At 53.3% G+C, this 14239-nt stretch carries 16 protein-coding genes; all 16 read right to left on the minus strand.

The window, feature by feature from the left end; translation table 11 throughout:
- Positions 1 to 318: 318 nt before the first annotated feature.
- Positions 319 to 1179 (minus strand): glutamate racemase, encoded by an 861-nt coding sequence (murI, locus tag BLV48_RS15940; protein WP_091827786.1) that lies wholly within the window; start codon positions 1177 to 1179, stop codon positions 319 to 321.
- Positions 1172 to 2614, minus strand: coding sequence for a ribosome biogenesis GTPase Der (der, locus tag BLV48_RS15945; RefSeq protein WP_091827787.1), 1443 nt, complete (start codon positions 2612 to 2614; stop codon positions 1172 to 1174). Before der ends, murI begins: the two co-directional genes overlap by 8 nt.
- A 75-nt stretch (positions 2615 to 2689) precedes the next feature.
- Positions 2690 to 3838 (minus strand): outer membrane protein assembly factor BamB, encoded by a 1149-nt coding sequence (gene bamB, locus BLV48_RS15950; protein WP_091827788.1) that lies wholly within the window; start codon positions 3836 to 3838, stop codon positions 2690 to 2692.
- The gene (locus tag BLV48_RS15955) at positions 3835 to 4494 is read right to left on the minus strand and encodes a YfgM family protein (protein WP_091827789.1); all 660 of its coding nucleotides are present in this window, start codon (positions 4492 to 4494) and stop codon (positions 3835 to 3837) included. Before BLV48_RS15955 ends, bamB begins: the two co-directional genes overlap by 4 nt.
- A 37-nt stretch (positions 4495 to 4531) precedes the next feature.
- A complete protein-coding gene (hisS, locus tag BLV48_RS15960) occupies positions 4532 to 5773 on the minus strand; it encodes a histidine--tRNA ligase (protein WP_217633040.1) in 1242 nt (413 codons plus the stop codon).
- 68 nt (positions 5774 to 5841) lie between these two features.
- On the minus strand, positions 5842 to 6777 hold the full coding sequence (locus BLV48_RS15965) for a RodZ domain-containing protein (protein ID WP_091827791.1): 936 nt from the start codon (positions 6775 to 6777) through the stop codon (positions 5842 to 5844).
- A complete protein-coding gene (gene pilW, locus BLV48_RS15970) occupies positions 6774 to 7550 on the minus strand; it encodes a type IV pilus biogenesis/stability protein PilW (RefSeq protein WP_254775068.1) in 777 nt (258 codons plus the stop codon). The genes BLV48_RS15965 and pilW overlap by 4 nt, the downstream gene beginning before the upstream one ends.
- A 9-nt stretch (positions 7551 to 7559) precedes the next feature.
- Positions 7560 to 8693: a dual-specificity RNA methyltransferase RlmN gene (gene rlmN, locus BLV48_RS15975; RefSeq protein ID WP_091827793.1), complete on the minus strand. Its 1134-nt coding sequence runs from the start codon at positions 8691 to 8693 to the stop codon at positions 7560 to 7562.
- 59 nt (positions 8694 to 8752) lie between these two features.
- Positions 8753 to 9160, minus strand: coding sequence for a nucleoside-diphosphate kinase (ndk, locus tag BLV48_RS15980; protein WP_091827794.1), 408 nt, complete (start codon positions 9158 to 9160; stop codon positions 8753 to 8755).
- A gap of 93 nt (positions 9161 to 9253) precedes the next feature.
- The gene (gene iscX / locus BLV48_RS15985; protein ID WP_091827795.1) at positions 9254 to 9454 is read right to left on the minus strand and encodes a Fe-S cluster assembly protein IscX; all 201 of its coding nucleotides are present in this window, start codon (positions 9452 to 9454) and stop codon (positions 9254 to 9256) included.
- Between the two features lie 8 nt (positions 9455 to 9462).
- Positions 9463 to 9801 (minus strand): ISC system 2Fe-2S type ferredoxin, encoded by a 339-nt coding sequence (gene fdx, locus BLV48_RS15990; RefSeq protein WP_091827796.1) that lies wholly within the window; start codon positions 9799 to 9801, stop codon positions 9463 to 9465.
- Positions 9801 to 11681 (minus strand): Fe-S protein assembly chaperone HscA, encoded by a 1881-nt coding sequence (gene hscA, locus BLV48_RS15995; RefSeq protein WP_091827797.1) that lies wholly within the window; start codon positions 11679 to 11681, stop codon positions 9801 to 9803. Before hscA ends, fdx begins: the two co-directional genes overlap by 1 nt.
- 10 nt (positions 11682 to 11691) lie before the next feature.
- The gene (gene hscB, locus BLV48_RS16000) at positions 11692 to 12222 is read right to left on the minus strand and encodes a Fe-S protein assembly co-chaperone HscB (RefSeq protein ID WP_091827798.1); all 531 of its coding nucleotides are present in this window, start codon (positions 12220 to 12222) and stop codon (positions 11692 to 11694) included.
- Between the two features lie 27 nt (positions 12223 to 12249).
- Complete coding sequence (iscA, locus tag BLV48_RS16005) at positions 12250 to 12573, minus strand: iron-sulfur cluster assembly protein IscA (RefSeq protein WP_091827842.1); 324 nt, start codon at positions 12571 to 12573, stop codon at positions 12250 to 12252.
- 39 nt (positions 12574 to 12612) lie between these two features.
- The gene (gene iscU / locus BLV48_RS16010) at positions 12613 to 12996 is read right to left on the minus strand and encodes a Fe-S cluster assembly scaffold IscU (RefSeq protein ID WP_091827799.1); all 384 of its coding nucleotides are present in this window, start codon (positions 12994 to 12996) and stop codon (positions 12613 to 12615) included.
- 27 nt (positions 12997 to 13023) lie between these two features.
- The gene (locus BLV48_RS16015; protein ID WP_091827800.1) at positions 13024 to 14238 is read right to left on the minus strand and encodes an IscS subfamily cysteine desulfurase; all 1215 of its coding nucleotides are present in this window, start codon (positions 14236 to 14238) and stop codon (positions 13024 to 13026) included.
- Between the last annotated feature and the right edge of the window lies 1 nt (position 14239).

Raw genomic sequence — 14239 nt, forward strand, 5'->3', positions numbered from 1 at the left:
GCTCAAGGTATTACACAACGCTAAATGAATATTCAGTTAGGTTGCTTGCCTTGATTAAGCTTTGTGTGCTCAATCCTGACAAGCGCCCACACATATTACCTGATCAATTTGTTAAAGAGCGGGCTTGGCCAACCGCACCGTTCGGTGCAACCTGTTGTCTCAAGCGAGGCGCGTATTCTACCGCAACCCGTTTCAGTGTCAACCATTTTTTCGTTTGTTTTCACTGCCTTGGCGGAGAAAACAACGCGCGGTCAGCGCTGATGAGGTGGCGTATTCTACAGCGATTCGGATCGCTGTCAACGCCCTGTCAAAACTTTTTTAACACTCAGAAGCGTAGTGCTGGATATCGATCAGTTCAACCGAACCCGGATCGATTCGCTCATTGAAAAAGTTCGTCGCCACTCGTGCAAAGCGCTCTGGCCCATCTGTCACCAAAAAAGTCAGACTGCCCCGTATTTGGTTCTTGTTCTGCAGCGCTTTGGCTTCCAGCTCGCACTTTACCGCTTCAGCGGTGGTCTGAGCTGAATCAACCAACTGAATATCGTCACCAGTCACTGCTGCTATAGCACCCCTCAATGCAGGGAAATGAGTACAGCCTAATACCAGCGTATCCAACGGAAACTGACTATCAGCCACCAGCAGGGGCTGAAGACAACGCGCGACTATCTGCTCTACCAGGTCGCCTTCATGCCAACCTTCTTCCGCCAAAGCAACAAACAGAGAGCATGCTTGAGCACGAATACGTGCATCGGGCCTCAAACGAAGAATAGCTTTCTGATATGCCTGATTGTTTGTTGTACTTTCGGTCGCGATAACACCGATATGCCCCTGTTGACTCACTCTGCACGCCGCATCAGCACCTGGCTCGATTACACCCAGTACCAGAAGATCCGGGTAGCAGGCCTGCAAATGCTCAAGCGCCATGGCCGAGGCTGTGTTGCAGGCAACAACGATAGCCTTTATCTGGCGACTACTCAGAGCACAGACAGCCTGCTCGGCATAACGCCGGACCGACAAGGCACTTTTTGTACCGTACGGCACCCTTGCGGTATCGCCGAGATAGACAAGATGTTCTTCCGGTAAGGCTTGCCTGAGCGCATTAAGGACGGTCAAGCCGCCAACACCGGAGTCAAATACACCAATGGCATATTCTGATCGTGAATCTACAGACTTAGCCATCACGTCGAGCTCGCTTCTTGGCTTTATGCTTCAGCGTTTTGATGTGTTGACGACTGCGCTCCTTTTTGGCTTCTTGACGAGCAGTCAGGGTATTTTTGCGTCCAGCAAAAGGATTGTCGCCCGTACGGAACTCAAATCGAATCGGTGTTCCACGTACTTTCAAATATTTGGTAAAGCGGTTTTCAAGATAGCGCTTGTAAGAGCCGGGTAACGCATCCGTCTGATTACCATGCACTACGATGATTGGCGGGTTGGAGCCACCCTGGTGTGCATAGCGTAACTTGATGCGTCGATTGTTTACTGCCGGCGGCTGGTGGTCAGCCACTACATCTTCCAGCAGTCGAGTCAGCTGATTGGTAGACCATTTCGCCATTGCTGAATCGAAAGCTTCGTTAACAGAGATATACAGATCACCAACACCCGAGCCATGCAGCGCAGAAATAAAGTGAAAGCGAGCAAATGCAGCAAATTCCAGTTTTCGTTCTACTTGCTTTTTAACATCGGCACGATCGTCCGGGCTCATGCCATCCCATTTATTAAGTGCAACAACCAATGCCCGCCCAGAGTCAATGACAAACCCAAGCATGCTCAAGTCCTGCTCGGTTACACCCTCACGCGCATCAATCACGCTGATAACAACATTTGCATCCTTGATTGCCTGCAGCGTTTTTACGATGGAGAACTTCTCCACCGCTTCTTTGATATTTTTCCGCCTTCGTACACCCGCTGTGTCGATCAGAATATATTTCTGCTCATCACGTTCATAAGGAATGTAGATACTGTCACGTGTTGTGCCCGCTTGGTCAAAGACAACCACGCGGTCTTCGCCCAGCATCCGGTTAACCAGGGTTGACTTACCCACGTTCGGGCGTCCGATCACGGCAATTCGAATATTATCTGTATAGGCTTCCTTAGCCGCCTCTTCGCCGCCCTCCTCTTCCTCAGAAACAAAGGGCGCCAGCACTTCGTCAATCAGCTGACTGACACCACGCCCGTGTGAAGCGGCTATGGCAACAGGCTCACCAATACCGAGCGCATGAAAATCAGCCATTGCGGTATCCGGGTCGATCCCGTCGGTCTTGTTCACAACCAGCCAGCATGACTTATTGTTGCGCCGCAGGTGATCGGCAATCATTTCATCAGCCGGGTTGAGGCCTGCACGACCATCTACAAGGAACAGAACTACATCCGCTTCCTCTATCGCGAACAGTGACTGCTCGGCCATCCGTTGATCAATGCCGGCCTCATCCCCTGAAATACCACCAGTATCGATAACAATGTAGTCACAATCGCCAACACGGCCTTCTCCGTACTTGCGGTCACGGGTCAAACCCGGCAAATCTGCAACAAGTGCATCACGCGAGCGTGTCAAACGATTGAACAGTGTGGATTTGCCAACGTTGGGACGACCAACCAGTGCAATTACGGGCAACATAGGATTTCACCTGAAAACAACTCGGCGGCCACTGTGGATAACAGCGGCCGCCGATAATGGACCCACAGATCCGGATTATTTAAATTTCAGCGCAGTCAGACGACCATCATTGCTGAGCACATAAAGCACATCATCACGTACCAGCAGATCACTCTGGACACCGGAGGAGCTGACGCGATGGCGAGCTGTAAAATGACCGTCAACCTGAGACAACACATGCAGATAACCATCTGCATCAGCCGTAACCAGAGAGTTACCGAGCACAACCGGTGTAGTCAGGCGTCGATACTGAAGACCATCCTGGCTCCACACACTGGCACTGTTACGCGCATCGAATGCATGCACATGGTCTTCATCCGAAATTGCGTACACATTACCGAAACCACCAGCAAGCCCACGATAGGTAGACAAATCCTGACTCCAGACAACCTGTCCATTACCTGGATTCAGTGCCACCAAGCGTCCCTGATAGCTGCCAACATAAACGATACGGTTGTAGACAAGCGGTTTACCATCAATATCAACGATACGCTCAAGCTCCGACCGCCCCTCAGCCAGCGAAATACGCTGCTCCCAGACAGGCCGCCCCGATGCATTCTCGACGGCAACAAGCTTGCCATTGGCAAAACCGGCCAGAGTCAGGTCAGCAGCCACAATGGGGGCGCTTGTACCGCGCAGACTGAGACGTGGTATCTGACTGTCATAACTCCAGCGCCGTTCACCACTGCCCACTTCAAGTGCCGTAATCTTGCCATCCAGCTGCTGTACAACAACGAGCTCCGCATTCATCTGCGGCTGGGAAATCACTTCGGAGGAAGCTTGGTAGCGCCAACGCTCACTACCGTCTGTGGTATCGAAAGCGATCACTTCACCCGACTCTGTCGCGAGGACCACGATACCGTTTCCGGCACCAACACCACCTCCTATCGGAGTTTCCAACTCGACACGCCAATTGATACGCCCGGATGCCAGATCCGCTGCAACCAGATCACCTTCAACATTGACTGCAAAAATCTGCTGTTCATCAATGGAAGGAACCAGTTGATGAAACTTGGAGCCCAAACTACCACCGGTACTCAGACTCCACAGCTGTTGAAATTGCTGTTCGGCTTCGAAGTCAACCAGTGGATTTGGCTCAACGGTTTCTTCGCTACTGAACAACCCACAGCCAGCAAGGGAAACACTCACGGCAATCGCTGCGGCTGTTTTTACCCAGCATTTCATGACTCGGCTCCTGCAAGGTCATCCCGTTTCATTTTCAGAAGCGGACGCAGCTGTTCGCCGCCGCCCAGCTGCAGGGCTCGATCATAGGCTGCGAAAGCTTCAGCCGGTCGACCGTTATTGGCATGAAGGTCTCCCAGAAGTTCCTGATACTGCACCTCATAAGTACCCGCATCAGCATTCTCCAGCAGGCTAATAGCAGTATCCGCGTTCCCCTGCTGGCTCAACAGCATTGCCTTTCGCAGTGTAGCCACACGAACAATATTATCGACTTCATCCGTTGCGCCCAAGGTCCAGTCCAGCTCCTGCAACGCGCGCTCAACCTCTCCATTTCCAACGGCCATTGCTGCCATCATGAGGGCACCATAGCGTGCATAAGCCGTGTCAGCGTAGTCAGAGCGAAGCTGCTCATTCAGATGAACCGCTGTTGCATATTGAGAGTCATTCACACCACCGGCAGACAGCTGTACCGCTTCTGTCAGATTCTGGTAAAGGGCAGACGCATTGGCTGCTTTCTGCTCCTGATTACTCTGCCAGGCTTTCCAGCCGAGCACGATTGCCACCGCAGCCGCGACACCAACTACCAATGCCTTGCCGTTTTCCTTCCACCAATCCTTGAGCGCCTGCACCTGCTCTTCTTCGGTACGCAATTCTGCCACTGTCCACTCCTGCTAAATTGAATCGCCTGGCTAAACTTCAGCGTGTAAAGATTTGTTTCAGCTGGTCTGTCAGCTGCTGAATGCCAAGATCATATACTGTCTGTTCCTGATACCAAAGAGATGCCTGCATCTCATCGGACTCGGTTTGCTTGAGTAGCGCTATTACCGGCGCTCCGGTCTGACGAGCTTTGGCCGCGATATTTTTCAGTCCCGAGCAGTGGGTTCGAATACGGAGCCCCGGCAGGCATTCACGCAGCTGCTCGGCCAGCAAAATCAGGTCCGCCTGCAACCCCTTGTGTTCTGCCGCCAGGTAAAGATCAAAGGTCTGACGCACATGATCGGGAACCAACGCCAGAGTCTCAAGCAGAAGAATCAAACGCTCAACACCCATTGCAAAACCAACCGCAGGTGTTGGTTTCCCGCCAAGCTGCTTTACCAGCCCATCATAGCGACCACCGGCACATACAGTACCCTGAGCCCCCAGTTGGTCTGTTACCCATTCGAAAACGGTTTTGCAATAATAGTCCAGACCACGAACCAGATAAGGGTTAACCTCATACTGCACTCCGGCAGCATCCAGAATTGCGCACAGCTGCTCGAAGTCAGCCGCAGACTCCTGATCGAGGTAGTCTGTCAGTACCGGGGCCTGCTCAAGCAGTTTGCGCGTACCCTCGTCCTTGGAGTCCAGGATACGCAGAGGGTTTGATTCCAGCCTGCGCAGGCTGTCTTCATCAAGCTGGTCAGAATGCCTGCTAAGATATTCCACCAGTGCATCGCGGTAACGTGCGCGCGCTTCGTTGCTGCCCAGTGAGTTCAGCTGCAGCGTTACAGACTGGTCCAGGCCCAGTTGACGCCACAAAGCGGCACTCATGAGAATAATTTCAGCATCAATATCCGGTCCGGCCATACCAAAAGCTTCAACACCTACTTGATGGAACTGGCGATAACGACCTTTTTGTGGTTTTTCATAACGAAACATGGGCCCCTGATACCAGAGACGCTGCGTCTGATTGTACAGGAGGCCATGCTCTTCACCGGCACGAACACAACATGCCGTCCCCTCTGGCCGCAATGTCAGACTTTCGCCATTGCGATCTTCAAAGGTATACATTTCTTTCTCAACAATATCGGTTACTTCACCTATTGAGCGCTTGAACAGATCAGTTTGCTCTACCACCGGCATGCGAATTTCAGCATAGCCATAGCTACCAAGTACATTTTTTACAGTGCTTTCAAGGTACTGCCAAACCGGTGTCTGGTCCGGCAGGATGTCATTCATGCCGCGAATGGCTTTAATTTTGCTCAAAACGTCAGCTTTCCTGTTTCGATGAGAATATGTGGGAACTTTTAAAGAGGTAGACTAAAACGGGCGACATTGTCCTTGCTCAACACGGCAAGATCAATGGACTCCCCTTCATAGCTGAGCATACGTACGGCATTGACCTTACCGATAACCACAGCCAACGTGGAGTCGCTCTGGAAATTGAGCGACTGGCCTGCCTGCGCCACACCGTTGAACAACGTGCGCCCACCAACCTCACGAATGCTGATCCAGCAGTCATCGCTGAATGCCACTTCGAGACCGTTGGAAACCGACGTAGCAGGAGTAGACTCCCGCTCCTGCTCAGCCGCAGAGGACGCCGCCCCTTGCTCGTCCTGCAATTGTTCGATCTGCTCTTCAGTAAGGTAGACCGGTTCTTCCTCATCGGCCGCTGCGATGGGCGCGGCAATAACGTCCTCACTCTTGTCTGAAGCAGACCCCTCAGGGGCAACATCATCCAACTGAGGTAAAATCAAGGTGTTTCCATCGCTGGTTTCTATTGATAAAGGCCTGTTATCCAGTGGTTCACGATCTGCTGTCGTGAGGCCCTGCTGGGTTTGCCACCACCAGACACTGGCTGCAATCAGTGCCAGTACAAAAAGCCAACTGCCAATCTTGAGCAATGGACGCCCCTGATGACGACCCGGTACGGTTGAAACCGTACCGATGGCCTTAACCGCACTGGCCATTTGGACATTACCGCTTGCACGATTATAACTGGCAACGATTGCATCTGCGTCAAGCCTGAGAAACTTGGCATAGGAACGTATATAGCCACGCGAAAAAACAGGGTCAGACAGGTACTGCAGGTCCCCCTTTTCAATCGCTTGTACAACCGCCTTGGATAAATTCAGCTGCCTGCATACCTGTTCAACACTCAGCCCTTGCTGCTCACGGGCCTGAGTGAACTGAACTGCTGGAAAATCGCTGCTTGTGCTTTCGGACCGGGCTTCTTCGCTCACTGAGCTGTCTCCTCATAAAGCCGATATTCTTGCGACTTCGGGTACAAATTCTTGAGCAGCAGCGCATAGGTTGCAGCACGGGACACATTACGCTCTGCGCGAGCCAGCCGTATCCCCAACCAAAGACTTCTGGAGCTGTGCTCTGTACGCTGCTGATCAACCAGTTCACGAAAACGTTCAAACAGACGATTGGATGCTGCATTCTCGCCCTTATCCAGCAACAACCCAGACAGCTCGACCAACGCAACCGGCCGGTTACCATTAATTGCCAGAGAGCGCCTGAAGGCCTCTTCCGCTTTCTCAGGTGAATCGATCAAAAGGTAACATCGGCCCAGATTCTCGAATGCCTGCGCACGCTGCTGATAAAAAGGATCAGTGGTTGCCTGGTTAAGCTGCTCACATGCCTCTCCATAACGCTGCTGCGAGAACAGGAAGGCTCCGTAGTTGTTATGAATCATGGCGGAGGTTCTGTCAGCCGACATCGCCTTGCGGAAATATTCTTCAGCGAGCTCGAATTCCTGCTCGGTCTGAAAAATCAGCGCCATTGCGTTATAGGCCGGGGCATAGCCGGAATCGATTGCTATGGCACGCTGAACCGACGTTTTGGCATTGACGGTATTGCCCGCCTGAAGATACTGCAGACCAAGATTGGTATAGGCCTCCAGTGCATCCTGAGGTGAATTGGCAGCATTGCCGGAACCGGTGGTCTGGCTCGCGCAGCCAGCCATCAGCGTTACTGCAAGCAGCCACATCAACACACCGGATCGTTTCACTCTACCCCCTTATAACCTTTGACTCTTTCCGTGAACAGGCTCTTCTTGTACCACAGGAATATACTTTTGGCTACGCCGGGTACGGTCTTCAACCTGACCCACAAGCTGCCCACAAGCTGCATCCACATCATCGCCACGGGTACGCCTTACCGTCGTAATGATCGAAGCTTTCAGCATAATATCCTTGAAGCGCTGAATCGCCCCTTCCGATGGGCGACGATAATCAGAATTGGGGAAAGGGTTGAACGGAATGAGGTTCAACTTACAGGGCACCTGGCGCAGCACCTTAACCAGCTCCCGCGCGTGCTCAGGCTGATCATTAACACCCTCAATAAGAGTGTACTCGACCGTAATTACACGCTTGTCATTCAATCCCTCAAGATAACGATTGCAGGCGGCGATCAGCTCTTCAATTGGGTAACGCTTGTTGATTGGAACCAGTTCGTTACGCAATGCATTGTTTGGTGCGTGCAGCGAAATGGCCAATGATACGTCACTGACTTCACGCAGCCTGTCCAGTGCAGGCACCACACCCGCCGTACTCAGCGTAACGCGACGTTTAGACAGACCGTAGGCATTGTCATCCATCATCAATTGAGTCGCATCAACAACATTGTCGAAGTTCATAAGCGGCTCACCCATGCCCATCAACACCACGTTGCTGACCCGGCGCTCTGACGGATCAAACGGGCCATAGGCACGAATAGCCACACGGAGCTGAGCAATAATTTCAGCCGTTGACAGGTTACGGTTGAAACCCTGCTTGCCGGTCGAACAGAAACTGCAATCAAGTGAGCACCCGACCTGTGATGACACACACAGCGTACGTCGGTCGCCATCAGGTATGAGTACCATTTCGATCGCCGAACCACCATCCATCCGAATGACCCATTTGCGGGTCCCGTCCTTGGACACCTTGTCCAACAGGATCTCAGGCTCGCGAATTTCAGCCATTTCAGCCAATCGAGCACGCAACGCCTTGCTGATATTGGTCATCTCATCGAAGCTGGATGCGCCCTGCTGATGCAGCCATTTAAGTACCTGAGTGGCACGAAAACGCTTTTCGCCCATCTGCTCAAAAAAGTCTTCCAGCTTGGTGGGCGACAGTCCCAGCAGATTGATCTTGGTGGGGGACTCGGACATCGGATGTTTACTCATCTTTGGGGTAACAGGCTGCCCGGACGGGCAGCCCGAAGGGTCTATCAGGCGCCGAAGAAATAGGCGATTTCGCGCTCGGCAGAAGAGGCAGAGTCGGAGCCGTGTACCGCATTGGCATCAATGGACTCGGCGAAGTCACGGCGAATGGTGCCCTCAGCCGCTTCTTTCGGGTTAGTCGTGCCCATCAGTTCGCGATTCAGAGCAATTGCATTCTCGCCTTCCAGCACCTGAACAACAACCGGACCGGAAGTCATGAAGGCAACCAGGTCAGCAAAGAACGGACGCTCTTTATGCTCAGCGTAGAAGCCTTCAGCGTCTTGCTTGCTCAGCTGCTTCATCTGCATGGCGACAATTTTCAGATCAGCTTTCTCAAAACGGCTAACGATTTCGCCAATTACGTTTTTTGCCACTGCGTCCGGTTTGATGATGGAAAGTGTGCGTTCAACTGCCATAGGTAACATCCCCAATCTATAGTACTAAGGTCAATAAGGCGCAACATTATACGCAAAGCACCTCTTACTGAACAGCAGCGACTCTCAAAGCTGTCAATCCATTTCCTCGATCCAGGCCATCTGGATCGCTTCGAGGATTTTTTCGCCACAGTGATCAGGATCATCATCAAACTCATCGAGTTCCATCACCCGACTATAAAGGTCGGGGAAACTGATTCTCAGCGGATCCTGTTCCGGAAAGCGCTCAACCAGCTCTATGGCAATATCGTTTACATCCGTCCACTTGAGACCCATAACTCACCTCAGTGCTGTTCTGACACCTGATTAATGGTGTACTTGGGAATTTCAACTACCAGATCCATACTATCCACAACCGCCTGACAACTGAGACGCGACTCCGGCTCAAGCCCCCAGGCCTTGTCGAGCATGTCGTCTTCGAGCTCATCCGCCTCATTAAGAGAATCAAAGCCTTCGCGTACAATGACATGACAGGTGGTACAGGCGCAGGATTTTTCGCAGGCATGTTCAATTTCGATGCCGTTGGCCAGTGCCAGATCACAGATTGTGATGCCGCCTTCTGTCTCTATGACCTTGCCTTCAGGGCACAATTCCTCATGCGGAAGAAAGATTACCTGTGGCATCAGCGGGTCTCCTTATCGATTTCATCAATGGTATGGCCGGACAGGGCACGGGAAATGCTCTGGTCCATCCGACGTGAAGCGAAGAAGTCACTGGCCTTGGCCAACTGCTCAACCCCCGCTTCGATGCGACGGTAATCAGCCTCTGCAACCAGTCGCTCAAGCGTTGCAATTTCGGACTGCAGCATGGAGACTTCAGCCTCATTCAGGAGGCCTCCATCCTGCGACATGGCCGCCCTCAGTGCAGCAATAATACGCTCGGCCTCAACCTGCTGCTCTCGCAGATTTCGAGCCTCAAGATCTTCTGCCGCATGACTGTAGGACTCCTTCAGCATACGTGCAATTTCGTCATCGCTCAGGCCATAGGACGGCTTCACCTGAATGCTGCTGACCACACCTGTTGAAAGCTCCTGTGCGGACACATTGAGCAAACCGTCGGCATCAACCTGAAAAGTCACACGAATCTTGGCTGCACCCGCGGCCATCGGCGGAATATCGCGCAGAACAAAGCGTGCCAGTGAACGGCAGTCACTGACCAGTTCACGCTCGCCCTGAAGCACGTGGATCGCCATTGCGGTCTGACCATCCTGATAGGTGGTGAACTCCTGCGCCCTTGCAACCGGGATCGCCGTATTACGGTGTACAATCTTTTCAACCAGCCCACCCATGGTTTCAAGTCCGAGGGACAGGGGAATGACATCCAGCAGCAGCATGTCACTGTCAGGTTTGTTGCCAACCAGCACATCCGCCTGCAGCGCCGCTCCGATCGCCACCACACGATCCGGATCTATATCAATATGTGGCGCTCGACCAAAGAACTCGCCCACCGCATCGCGTACACGCGGTACGCGGGTTGAGCCGCCCACCATGACAACTTCAGCGATATCAGCCTTATCTATGCCCGCATCCTTCAATGTACGTCGACAGGTACGCAGGGTACGGCTCACAAGCGGTTCGATCAGCGCATCAAACTGGGCACGGGAAACATGCACCTCCACCTCCCGACCACCGGCCGAAAGGGTCTCAGTTATCTCAGCTTCATTCGTAAGGCGCTCTTTTATGCGTCGCGCAAGGGCTGAAACGCTGCGTGCCGATGACGCATCCAACTGCTCAGCCAAACCACTCTGCTGCAACAGGTATTCCGCCAGCATGCGGTCGAAATCATCACCACCCAGCGCCGTATCGCCACCGGTAGCCAACACTTCAAACACTCCACGGTTCAGTCGCAGAATGGAGATATCAAAGGTTCCACCGCCCAGATCATAGACGGCGATCACGCCCTCATCTTCCTGATCCAGACCATAAGCAACCGCTGCAGCCGTCGGTTCGTTCAGCAGGCGAAGCACCTTAAGTCCGGCAAGCTGCGCCGCATCCTTCGTTGCCTGACGCTGAGCATCATCAAAATAGGCAGGGACCGTAATAACGGCACCTTCCAATTCACCACCCAGCGCCGCACGCGCACGCTCAGCCAATTCAGACAATATATCAGCCGATACCTCTACCGGGCTCTTGTTCCCGGCCGCCGTTTGCAGATAGGGCATGCCAGAATCGGACGCGACCAGATGATACGGCATTTCGTCACCCAGCCCTTTCATCGCCTCTACGCCACGCCCCATCAAGCGCTTGACTGAACTGATGGTATTGTGTGGATCCTGGGCTGCACCTGCCAGCGCTCCAGCACCTACCAGAGGAGCCTCGCCGGCGCGATAGCGCACAACTGAGGGCAACAGATGTACCCCCTGCGCATCCGCCAGGGTAACAGCAGCCCCACTGCGCACCGATGCTACCAGTGAGTTCGTCGTACCCAGATCAATTCCGACCGCCAGCTTGCGCGCGTGCGGCTCCGGACTCTGTCCGGGTTCAGCTATTTGCAGTAGTGCCATAGTGCTTCCGTTAGTCTTCGAACAGTCTGTCTTCGAGCGCTGCGACTTCCGTCTGCAGCTTGGACATGAATTGCATCTTGCGCACCTGTAGCTCCGCCTGCTCCAGCGACTGGGCTTCCCAGGCACGAGCAAAGCCGGACTCCAGCGAGCGCAGCTCATCCTCTACCAACGCCGTCAAACGCTCCAACTCCGCTTCGGGGTCACTGCATTCAGGCGCTTCAGCTACCTGCTCACGCAGTTCCATCTGCTCCATGAGAAACATGGGATCGAGCTGTACGCGTGAATCATGCAGTGTATCGATACCTTGGAGGGATAATAGATACTGCGCTCGCCGCAACGGTGACTTGAGAGTAGAGAGGGCTTCATTCAGATAGGCAGTATACTGAACCGCAAGACGCTGCTCTCGGTCAGACTGATGTGAATGTCTGTCAGGATGAAGCTGCTTTTGCAGCTCCCTGTAACGCGAGGAGAGTTCGGCCTGATCGATATCAAAACCGACCGGCAGGCCGAGAAATTCAAAATAGTTGCGCGTGATATCCATCAACCGACCTCAATAACCCCGAACGGGTCAGATGTTGAAGCTTTCACCGCAACCACATTCACTTCGTACGTTCGGGTTGTTGAACTTGAACCCTTCGTTGAGCCCTTCTCGAACAAAGTCCAGCTCAGTACCGTCAAGGTAAGTCAGGCTTTTGGGGTCAATCATTACCTTCACTCCACCGAACTCAAACACCTCATCTTCAGGCTCGCCGGAATCAACAAATTCCAGCACATAAGCCATGCCGGAGCAGCCCGAGGTTCTGACGCCAAGGCGTATACCTTCCCCGTGGCCTCGCTGTTCCAGGTAGCGCGCGACATGGTCAACCGCGGCCTGTGTCATGCTAATCGCCATAATCACCCCAGTAACGGGGGCACCAGCCCCCGCTTTCACTCACTTCTGCTGTTTCTTGCGGTAGTCTTCTACTGCAGCCTTGATCGCATCTTCGGCCAGAACCGAGCAGTGGATCTTCACCGGCGGCAATGCCAGCTCTTCGGCAATACGAGAGTTTTTCAGCTCGGATGCCTGATCCAGTGTCATCCCCTTGACCCACTCGGTCACCAGAGAGCTGGATGCAATGGCTGACCCGCAGCCGTAGGTCTTGAAGCGTGCATCTTCAATTACACCCTCGTCACTGACCTTGATCTGCAGTCGCATTACGTCACCACACGCCGGGGCACCAACCATACCGGTGCCTACATGCGGGTCATCGGCGTCCATTTTACCGACATTGCGCGGATTTTCGTAATGATCAATTACCTGTTCGCTGTAAGCCATGATAAACCTCCAAAAACTTTAGCGGTGTTAGTGGTGAACCCACTCAACCTTGCTCAAATCGACGCCGTCTTTATACATATCCCACAGCGGCGACAGTTCACGCAGTTTTTCCACTGCGTGACGGCATTGTTCAACTGCATAATCCACCTCTTCTTCAGTGGTGAATCGACCCAGCGAGAAACGGATGGAGCTGTGTGCCAGCTCATCATTCAACCCCAGTGCACGCAGCACATAGGACGGTTCAAGGCTTGCTGAGGTACAGGCAGAGCCTGAGGAAACCGCCAGATCCTTTATCGACATTAGCAGCGACTCGCCTTCCACGAAGGCAAAGCTGATATTCAGGATTCCCGGTACGCGCTGCTCGGTGGAGCCGTTAACGTGAACCTCTTCCATATTCTGCACACCATCCCAAAGACGTGCGCGCAGTGTTTCAAGCCGGGCAGTTTCAGCCGCCATCTCTTCACCTGCGATACGGAAAGCCTCACCCATCCCTACAATCTGATGGGTCGGCAAGGTACCGGAACGCATGCCACGCTCGTGACCACCGCCATGAATCTGTGCTTCGATGCGTACACGCGGCTTGCGGCGTACATAAAGAGCACCAACACCCTTGGGGCCATAAATCTTGTGTGCGCAGACCGACAGCAGATCCACCTTTAGCTCGTTGAGATTGATTGGCAGTTTGCCAGCGCTCTGAGCCGCGTCGACGTGGAAGAGAACACCCTTTTCACGGGTAATCTCGCCGATGGCCGCGATATCGGTAATGGTGCCGATTTCATTATTCACGTGCATCAGGGACACCAGAATAGTGTCATCACGCAGCGCTTCGGAAACCTGGCGCGGACTGATAATACCGTTGCTGTCCGGTTCCAGATATGTCACCTCAAAACCTTCACGTTCCAGCTGACGGCAGGGGTCAAGCACCGCCTTGTGCTCAATTTTCGAGGTGATGATATGTTTACCCTTCTTGTTATAGAAGTGGGCAACACCCTTGATTGCAAGGTTGTCAGACTCGGTGGCACCGGATGTCCAAACAATTTCACGCGGGTCCGCACCCAGCAGATCAGCCACCTGACGACGCGCATTTTCCACCGCTTCTTCAGCTTTCCAGCCGAACAGGTGGGAACGGGACGCCGGGTTACCAAAGTTCCCGTCCAGTGTCAGACACTCGGTCATCTTCTGAGCCACGCGCGGATCAACCGGTGTGGTTGCAGCGTAATCAAGATAGATCGGCAGTTTCATC

It is taken from the genome of Marinobacterium iners DSM 11526 (assembly GCF_900107855.1).
In the GTDB taxonomy this organism is placed as follows: domain Bacteria; phylum Pseudomonadota; class Gammaproteobacteria; order Pseudomonadales; family Balneatricaceae; genus Marinobacterium; species Marinobacterium iners.